This window comes from Pseudanabaena sp. 'Roaring Creek', assembly GCF_001402795.1.
GTDB lineage: Bacteria > Cyanobacteriota > Cyanobacteriia > Pseudanabaenales > Pseudanabaenaceae > Pseudanabaena.
Genome location: NZ_LIRE01000670.1, coordinates 1 through 9,374, shown reverse-complemented (window position 1 = coordinate 9,374; position 9,374 = coordinate 1). Strand labels below are relative to the sequence as shown.

8 protein-coding genes are annotated in these 9,374 nt (G+C 43.2%); 1 reads left to right on the top strand and 7 read right to left on the bottom strand.

Going from position 1 to position 9,374, the window contains the following annotated elements:
• Positions 1–111: 111 nt before the first annotated feature.
• The 6 genes from groL to AC805_RS18225 form a co-directional block, all read right to left on the bottom strand.
• Positions 112–1,776: a chaperonin GroEL gene (groL, locus tag AC805_RS18250; protein WP_055076706.1), complete on the bottom strand. Its 1,665-nt coding sequence runs from the start codon at positions 1,774–1,776 to the stop codon at positions 112–114.
• 158 nt (positions 1,777–1,934) lie between these two features.
• Positions 1,935–2,246, bottom strand: a complete 312-nt coding sequence (gene groES, locus AC805_RS18245; protein WP_055076705.1) for a co-chaperone GroES — start codon at positions 2,244–2,246, stop codon at positions 1,935–1,937.
• A 308-nt stretch (positions 2,247–2,554) separates the two neighbouring features.
• Entirely contained in the window at positions 2,555–3,244 is a 690-nt protein-coding gene (locus tag AC805_RS18240) for a 5-formyltetrahydrofolate cyclo-ligase (protein WP_231663712.1), read from the bottom strand.
• Between the two features lie 32 nt (positions 3,245–3,276).
• Positions 3,277–4,050 carry a fatty acid desaturase gene (locus AC805_RS18235; RefSeq protein WP_055076704.1) on the bottom strand — a complete coding sequence of 258 codons (774 nt, stop codon included), beginning with the start codon at positions 4,048–4,050 and terminating at the stop codon, positions 3,277–3,279.
• A gap of 163 nt (positions 4,051–4,213) precedes the next feature.
• Complete coding sequence (locus AC805_RS18230) at positions 4,214–5,173, bottom strand: orange carotenoid-binding protein (RefSeq protein ID WP_055076703.1); 960 nt, start codon at positions 5,171–5,173, stop codon at positions 4,214–4,216.
• A 773-nt stretch (positions 5,174–5,946) separates the two neighbouring features.
• Positions 5,947–6,273, bottom strand: a complete 327-nt coding sequence (locus AC805_RS18225) for a hypothetical protein (RefSeq protein ID WP_055076702.1) — start codon at positions 6,271–6,273, stop codon at positions 5,947–5,949.
• Positions 6,274–6,666: 393 nt separating this feature from the next.
• Between AC805_RS18225 and gatB the strand changes: the two genes are divergently transcribed.
• Positions 6,667–8,148: an Asp-tRNA(Asn)/Glu-tRNA(Gln) amidotransferase subunit GatB gene (gene gatB, locus AC805_RS18220; RefSeq protein WP_055076701.1), complete on the top strand. Its 1,482-nt coding sequence runs from the start codon at positions 6,667–6,669 to the stop codon at positions 8,146–8,148.
• 132 nt (positions 8,149–8,280) lie between these two features.
• On the opposite strand, the gene AC805_RS18215 is transcribed toward gatB, so the two are convergent.
• Positions 8,281–9,201 carry an alpha/beta hydrolase gene (locus AC805_RS18215; protein ID WP_082429538.1) on the bottom strand — a complete coding sequence of 307 codons (921 nt, stop codon included), beginning with the start codon at positions 9,199–9,201 and terminating at the stop codon, positions 8,281–8,283.
• Positions 9,202–9,374 lie beyond the last annotated feature (173 nt).

Here is a 9,374-nt window from a genome sequence, read left to right as displayed (position 1 = left end):
CTAATACCAAAGCTCAAAATGGCGTAGCCATTTTGAGCTTTGGTATTAGGGTTTTCAAGTTAAGAAATGGTGGAGCCATTGCTTAACTTGGTATAAAAAGTGAATGATGGATTACATCATGCCACCCATACCGCCCATGCCACCCATACCGCCCATGCCGCCCATGCCAGCAGCACCAGCACCAGCGCCAGCATTCTTCTCAGGTTTCTCAACTACGAGAGCTTCGGTGGTTAAGACCATGCCAGCAACGGAAGCAGCATTTTGGAGTGCAGAGCGCACAACCTTTGCAGGGTCGATGATACCAGTAGCGATCAAGTCAACATACTCACCCTTGAGGGCATCAAAGCCATGATTGAAGCTCATACCCTTCACTTTCTCAACCACAACGGTTCCTTCTAAACCAGCGTTATCACTGATTTGACGAAGAGGGGCAGAGAGAGAACGAGATACGATTTCAGCGCCGATTGCTTCTTCGTTCTTCAAGGTTGCTTTGAACTCTAGCAATTCAACCGCAAGGTGAGCAAGGGTTGCACCACCACCAGGAACGATACCTTCTTCAACGGCTGCACGGGTAGAGTTGAGTGCATCTTCAATACGAAGCTTGCGATCCTTGAGTTCGGTTTCAGTCGCAGCACCGACTTTGATCACGGCTACGCCACCAGCGAGCTTAGCGATCCGCTCTTGGAGCTTTTCCTTATCGTAGTCAGAGTCACTGAGATCCAATTCCTTACGGATTTGGGCAACACGCTTATCGATATTTGCCTTGTTGGTAATGTCAGAAACGATAGTTGTTTTGTCCTTGGAAATGGTGATCTTACGAGCAGTACCAAGCATTTCTAGGGATGCGGCGCTAAGTTCCAAACCAGTGTCTTCAGAAATTACCTGTCCATCGGTAAGGACGGCGATATCTTGCAACATCGCTTTACGGCGATCGCCAAAACCAGGAGCCTTGATAGCAGCGATATTCAGAGAACCTCTGAGCTTGTTGACTACCAAGGTTGCGAGAGCTTCGCCTTCAACATCTTCAGAGATGATTACAAGAGGAGCGCCTGAACGAGCAGCTTTTTCCAGAATAGGAACAAGGTCTTGAATGACATTGATTTTCTTGTCGGTGATCAAGATCTTAGCGTTCTCAAATTCGACCAATTGACGTTCGTTGTCAGTGACGAAGTAAGGAGAAATGTAACCGCGATCGATCTGCATCCCTTCCACGATTTCTAATTCGGTGGTAAGAGACTTGGATTCTTCAACGGTGATTACGCCATCTTTACCAACCTTATCCATAGCATGGGCGATCATTTCGCCAACTTCAGAATCATTGCCCGCAGAAATGGTGGCAATCTGAGCGATTTCAGCGTTGGAATCAACTGCTTTTGCTTTTTGAGCGATGACATCAACGAGGTGAGCAACTGCTTTTTCGATGCCGCGACGTACGCCAACTGGATTAGCACCAGCAGCTACGTTGCGCAGACCCTCACGAATCATTTCTTGAGCCAAAACGGTGGCACTGGTGGTTCCATCACCTGCGACATCATTGGTCTTCGAGGCAACTTCCCGAATTAGCTGAGCACCCGCATTTTCTAGAGGATCTTCTAGTTCAATTTCTTTAGCGATGCTTACACCATCATTGATGATCTGAGGTGCGCCATATTTCTTTTCGAGAACTACGTTACGTCCTTTAGGTCCTAAGGTTACACGTACAGCATCAGCAAGGGCATTAACACCACGCTCAAGGGCGCGACGAGATTCTTCATCAAATACTACGATTTTAGCCATTTTAGTTAATTTGGTAATTGGTAATTGGTAATTGGTAATTGGAATTTGGTATCGGGGATTTGGTAACTGGCTTTTAGCGATTAGTTTTTAGCTCTTTTAGATTGCTTCCGTATGAAGAGCCTTGAAAGCTAACGGCTAACAGCTAATAGCTAATAGCTTTATTCAACGATCGCGAGGATATCTCTTTCCGCGAGTAGCAAATAATCTACGTTGTCAATTTTGACTTCTGTGCCTGCATACTTGGAGTAAAGTACTTTGTCGCCTGCTTTAACTTCTAGAGCTACGCGAGTACCTTTGTCATTACGCGAGCCAAGACCGACGGCTGTAACTTCACCAATTTGTGGCTTTTCTTGAGCTGTATCTGGTAAGAAAATACCGCCAACAGTTTTTTCTTCTTTCGTTGCTACTTTTACCAATAGGCGATCGCCTAGGGGTTGTAACGTACAAGTATTTAGGGTTAACGATGCCACTATGTCATACCTCCTTAAAATCTAATCAGAGTGGACTCTGCAAGGTACATCTCAAGCTAGGAATTTAAACCTGCTTTAGTTATATCTTGCGTGCTTTAGCACTCTGTCTCACTGAGTGCTAATATACTGCGAAATGAGTAGGGAACTAGATCGGCTTACCGTACCGATGAAAGTGCAAAGCCCCATAAGAGCCAAAAATTAAGTTCTTTGTTTCTAGTGCTTTGTTTCTAAGTAATGTGATTCAAGTAATGTGATTCAAGTAATGTGATTCAAGTAATGTGCTTCGCGCCATCTTTATTCATGAGCATTCATGAGCGTTTACTTATATCCCGCTTTATATCGCGCTTTTCCGTAATAACTGCATCTAAGGGGATGTCCCAAGGATCGTGAGGCAACTCATCCACATAAAATTCATCGAAAATAAGTCCTACTTTCAAGCCTATGGAATGAGGCAACCACCGATCGTAAAAGCCCCCGCCATAGCCCAAGCGATAACCTTGGCGATCGCAAGCTACCGCAGGCATCAAAATTAGATCGATACTTGCTAAATCGATTGGTTGTAAGTCATGGCGAGGTTCGAGGATCCCAAAAGCACCCGATCGCATACTGCTATCAAAATCTGCGATCGCGACGTGATGCCACAGCAGATCTTTTTCAAGGCAACGGGGAAATCCCCAATTTTTGTCAGGAAATCTTTGCCAAAGCGAGCTTAAATCTGGTTCTAGCCGAAAGCTGGTAAAAGCAAGAATATTTTGCGCTTGTTGAAAGGTTTGCCAATTTGCAAGGCGATCGCAAATTGTTTGACTTTTTTGCAGCCAAGTTTCCCGATCGATAAGGCTGCGGAGGTCAAGGGATGTCTTTCTAAGTTGCCTTTTAAGTTGGCGATTCATTCGGTGATTGATTTGGCGATTGATTTGGCGATCGTTCCGATCAGGATTTGTCGTATCGATTTTACTAGTAAAACCCAAAGTATGATTGGCGGCGCGAAGCGCCGCCAATCATACTTTGGGTTTTGAATTTTCGTGCTGCTTTACCTATGAACTTTTGGCAGTCTGAACCAAGGGGTTTGGGGATATTCGTGATGTTCCCAATGATAATGACCGAAGTTGTAACAACTTAGAAACGACCATAAAATCGTCCAAAAATTAGAACCAAGACGAGGAGAAAAATTCGGATTTTGATGGACTTGACAATGGGGAAGATAAGTTCCAAAGAAAAATAGTTGCAACGAGCTAAGTACGAGGGGAATCAGCCAGAAGAGAATTAAGTTAACGATTGAAACCTTGCATAGCATTATCAAAATCCCAAATATTGCGATCGCGCTAGTCAAAAAGAGAATTAGCGATCGCCATGAAAAGTATTCGCTCAGAAACTTGCAATACCAAAATACTGGATGGGAAAGGTTGCCATGAAAATCAGGATCGCCGTTTTGAGAAGGATAGCGATGGTGATTAGCATGGTTTACCGAGCAGCGATCGTAATTAAGAGATGCATAAATTCCCACCATAAGACGACCGACGATCTTATTTAGAGTTCTATTACTGGGAATTAAATTTCCATGCATTGAGTCGTGGGCAAGAATAAATAAGCCCGTATGAAGGTATGTCCTTCCCAAAATTAAAACAATGAGCCCCGCCCAAGAAATATCGAAAACTGAAACCGAAAGCAACGAATATAAACTAACAAACCATAGACTGAGAATAGTAATGACGATTAATATTCCCATCCAATCATCAGCTATGAATGCTTTTTTTTGCCAGAGATCGGATAAATTAGGCGATCGCAGATTACTGGAATTATTCATAATTTATCGCGAACGCCACTACAATTCTGGAAGTATCGGGAAATATAAAGAACGCTAAATCGATTTTGTGTTTTGTCGCAAAGCGCTGTAAGTAGTTCAGCATAGTTAAAATTAAATCTAGAGAGCGTAACGCCAGCAGACGTTACGCTCTCTAGGTTTAGGTCTAGCGAATTAGGTTCAACAGTTCTTTAGGAGATGCAAGCAGATCGATCGCCACAAAGAAAATCTTGTTGTTAGGATCGAGTAGAAATCTCCAAGATATATTCATACCAACTCCAGATCCAAACCAAGGAGTCTGAACTTTACCTGTGATTTTGATTTGAGTGTAGCCACCATCTGCGGGCTCAGAAACGCCTCTTTCTGGAACGAGTACTAGATTTTGACATTCTTCCTTAAAGAATCTCAAAACTGCATCCTTGCCAGCGATTGGTCTTTGGAATGGAGGCTGTAAAGCGCCATCGGGGAGGAATAGATCGATCAAAGCGTCAAAATCATTAGCGTTTAGGTTATTCATGTATGACAATACGGTGGGATTGTCGATACCTTCGATGCTGACCTGAGTGCGCTTTGAGGCTTCTTTGGGAGCCATTACTGGTTCGGCAACGCGAGTATATCCACCCAACTTATTAGGATCGAATCCCATATCTACAACTGAGTTACGTAGAATTGTGATTTGTTGACCTGGATCTAAATTCTTTAAGGTCTCTAAAACTGCCGAGGCATTGGCGGAAAGGCGATAGCCTTCGGGAATAGGAGCAACAATTCCTTCTTCCATCCACTTGCCGAGTTGATACCAAAAGCCTAGTTTGATATTTTGAGACCAAATAGCATAGGTACGCCCGATGGGGGTGTCGGCGCGATTAGCTAGGTCGCACATGACTTGAGTTTGTTGCTGGAAACTCATCTTCTTAATTTCATTCAATGTTAACTCAGCCAACTGCATACTGGCAGCACCAGGAGCGGCGATTGTTACGGTTTTGCCCATTTCAAGATAAGTAAACCAAATCCAAGCTAGTTGATCCTCAGGAGTGAGCTGGTTAAATCTTGCGGTAGTAGCGGGTACGACATCAGCTGCTAGGGTGTTAGGAAAAATATTTCTGGCTGAGGAGATGGTGTATGTCATAGGAATGTTTTTGGAGTTTGACTGAAGGATTTAAGCTCATGTGCGGAAGTATTTGGGCATAATTAAAAACCAATGGTGAAACCTGTAATGCAAGCACAGCATACGCTATAGGTTTTTGGATTTTACATTTAATTGTGCATGGCTACTTACATGAAGGAATTCAATTAACTCCCAAGTTCGATATAGAACCTTATATAGAACTTTAAAGTTATCAAAATTGCAGCCGATCGAGATCTCAATGGAGAACTTAAATGCTTACAAATAACTTTTGCTTGGGACACTCAGTGATTTCAAAGCAAACAAGCCATAAATCACTGCATTTTGCTAGTTGAGTTTTCCTGAGTATATATACTCACATTCTGATTGCTTTCTCAAAACCTCTAAAGGTAGATATTAAGAAAAACTTTAATTTTAATTTTTGTGCTTTTGGTATCTTAATTCATTCTTAATATATGCATAAAAAATATAACCCAAGGAAGATATTAATCCTTGGGTTATATGCAATAGGAAAAATTCACTCTGGATATTAAGTCCCAAAAGTAGTTTCAGAGCGCAGCGCAGTCGCCATTTTTGAGGGTTGATTTGCCATATATAGCTGTCGCCAATTGTACTAGGACATAAACTGTAAGAATTGACTGGCGGCGCGAAGCGCCGCCAGTCAATTCTTGCGGTTTGATTTGTCCTAAGTCAAGTAACTGTAGCTATACAAAGCCCAGAACTAGAGATAAGAAGCTTTTCAATATTTTCAAGCCACAAGATTCTCTATTACTTTCCTACATGTAGGAAAGTGCCATGATTTTGGCAATTTTGTCTGAATTCAAACCTTCAAGTTCCTTGACTGTAATCCACCCGTCCTTAATCAACCCCGCAAATACGAAAACTAGCATGGGTAAATTATAGTCATAACGACCGTCAACTTCGTGACGTTTAACACTTAAAAAGTCGTGCAAATGCCACATATCTTCTATTTCATTTAAGCAGCTCGCTTTACTGCGTACTGAATCGATAAGGGCATTTGTTTCGCGTTTATAGGCAATATCAAAAGCTTTTCGAGCAACCTCTTCCTCAACTTGAGTCCAACCAGCATTCATTACTTGCATTATCAAAACCAGAAAGAAAACATTTATTTATATAAAGAATAATAACAACTTATGTCAGGATCGACCCATTCCTACTAGATTTCTTTATTTTTTAAATGACTTCACCGCAATTGCTTTGCTTGCCTGTTTAGCTAGGACGAATTAAAACCCCAAAGATGAGTGGCGGCGCTTTGCGCCGCCACTCATCTTTGGGGTTTTATGTTTTAAACAAACCTTACATCGCTATATTGTCGCTATTTAAGATTGCCGCTATTTAAGATGTGGACGCATTACGAGTAAGCGCGATCGCTATAATAGTTAGACAGCTTGTAGTGAAAATATTACAGCCCCCATACTAGAATACCTTCCTGCCTTAAAATATCTTCTTGCCAAAAACTTTTCAAAAGTACTGCTATGACTGCAACCGCAACCAAGACAACAACCAAGACACAGTATGAAGCCGTTATTGGGTTGGAAACTCACTGTCAGTTGACAACTAACTCCAAGATCTTTTGTAACTGCTCGACCCAGTTTGGCGCAACTCCCAATACTAATGTTTGCCCTGTCTGTCTGGGAATGCCTGGGGTGTTGCCTGTACTTAACGAAAAAGTTTTGGAATATGCAGTCAAGGCTGGACTAGCTTTAAATTGTCAAATTGCGCCCCATAGCAAATTCGATCGCAAGCAATATTTTTATCCTGATCTTCCCAAAAACTATCAAGTTTCCCAATACGACTTGCCAATCGCCGAGCATGGTTGGCTCGAAATCCAATTAGAAGACGGTAGTACTAAGCGCATTGGGATTACACGCTTGCATATGGAAGAAGATGCAGGAAAACTCGTTCATGGCGGTAGCGATCGCCTATCGGGTTCCAGCCATTCCCTCGTAGATTTCAATCGCACGGGTGTGCCTCTGTGTGAAATCGTATCCGAGCCAGATATGCGATCGGGCGCAGAGGCGGCTGCCTACGCTCAGGAACTCCGACGGATTATGCGTTACCTTGGGGTGTGCGATGGCAATATGCAGGAAGGTTCGCTCCGTTGTGACGTAAATATCTCAGTGCGCCCCGTCGGTCAAGAGAAGTTCGGTACGAAGGTGGAAATCAAAAATATGAATTCCTTCAATGCCATTCAACGCGCGATCGATTTTGAAATCAATCGTCAAGTGGAAGCGATCGAATCTGGTAGCGAGACCATCAAGCAAGAAACCCGCCTTTGGGAAGAGAATAGTCAGCGGACGATTAGTATGCGCTCTAAGGAAGGGGCTAGCGATTATCGCTATTTCCCCGAGCCTGACTTGATGGCGATCGAAGTGCCTTTAACAACCCTAGATAAATATCGTTCCGAACTTCCCACGCTGCCTATGGCAAATCGCCATCGCTATCGTGATGAGTTTGGACTGACTCCCTACGATGCTGCTTTGATTGCCGATGATCGCAGTATTGCCGAGTTCTTTGATGCCACGATCGTCGCAGGGGCAGAGCCAAAGCAAGTATTTAACTGGGTAATGGGTGACGTTACTGCCTATCTCAATGAAAACAAACTCAAGATTGGAGATATTGCACTCACGCCTGCGATTTTAGGTGAAATGATTGCCTTAATTGCCGATGGCACGATCAGCAGTAAAATTGCTAAGGATATTTTGCCAGAGCTAATTACTAAGGGTGGTTCCGTTAAGGATCTTGTGGTATCTAAAGGCTTGACCGTTCTTGCGGGGGCGGAACTTGAGAAGATTATTGATGAAATTATTGCCGCGAATCCGAAGGAAGTTGAGCAATATAAGGCTGGTAAAACCAAGTTATTAGGTTTCTTTGTCGGTCAAACCATGAAGAAAACCCAAGGACGAGCCGAACCACAGTCCACGAATAAATTGATTGCGGACAAACTAGCTGTCTAAAAAGAGAGGCGCTTAGCGCCTCTCTTTTTATGTTTTATAGCTATGGACAAATCAAACCCCAAGAATTGACTGGCGGCGCTCCGCGCCGCCAGTCAATTCTTGGGGTTTATGTCCTAGTACAATTGGCGACAGCTATAGATTAAAAAAGCTGCGGATGGCATTCAAATATAAAGGTTCATTGGTAGCAGCATTATTGCTATGTCCGCCATTGGGAATGATCACAATTTGTTTTCTGGAGGGGGTTGCCTCGTAGAGACTTTGTGCCATCGATACGGGAATTACCTCGTCAGCAGTACCGTGAATATAAAGTACGGGTATAGCAAGCGATCGCACCTTTGCGATCGAATCAAAACGTTGATGGATGAGTAAATCGATGGGAAAAATTCGATATTTAGGATCGAGCTGTGCCATATCGCTCATCGAAGTAAAGGAAGCATCAACGATCGCTCCGAGGGCATCGGGATGTTTGATAGCCAGATCGATCGCGATCGCTCCACCCAAAGAATGACCGTAGATTAAAATCTGGTTTGACTTATAACCCTTTTGAATGAGATAGTCCCAAGCGGTTTGGGCATCGGTATACACCGACGATTCTGACGGAAACGATCCCTCACTCCTGCCATAACCTCGATAATCAAATACGAGAACTGAGAAACCCATCCGCATTAAGCGATTAGCATGTTTGGCGTTAGCACTGATATTTTTGCCCTTACCATGCAAATACAAAATTACCTTGCGATCGCCAAGACTGGCTTTTTCCTCTTGTTTGATATTTGGTAACCACCAACCATGAATGTTTTCGCCCGTGCCATCGGCTTTTTTTACGGGAATTAAGACATCTTCATAGGTAGCATTAAAATTTGCAGGCGTAGTGGTAATTTCCTTCTCTGGCGAAAAAACTAGCCTCGTTTGCCCAAACCACAATCCCGCACAAACAGAACCATAAAAACTGGCGATCGCAATGCCCGCGATCGCTACAGGACGCACCCAAGGTTTGGGCGATCGATCCTGAATTTGTTTATTCTGCGCTGATTCTAGAGATGATTCAGACATTGAATTTAATTTAGATATTGTAATCTGAAGCCAATTTTAGAGCCTTTAGCATTACATTGCCGAAAACTCTAAAATCTAGTTTGCCAAAATATATAGCTGCCACCAACAGTATCAGGATATAAAACCCTAAAGAGAGTTGCCGCGCGGAGCGCGGCAACTCTCTTTGGGGTTTT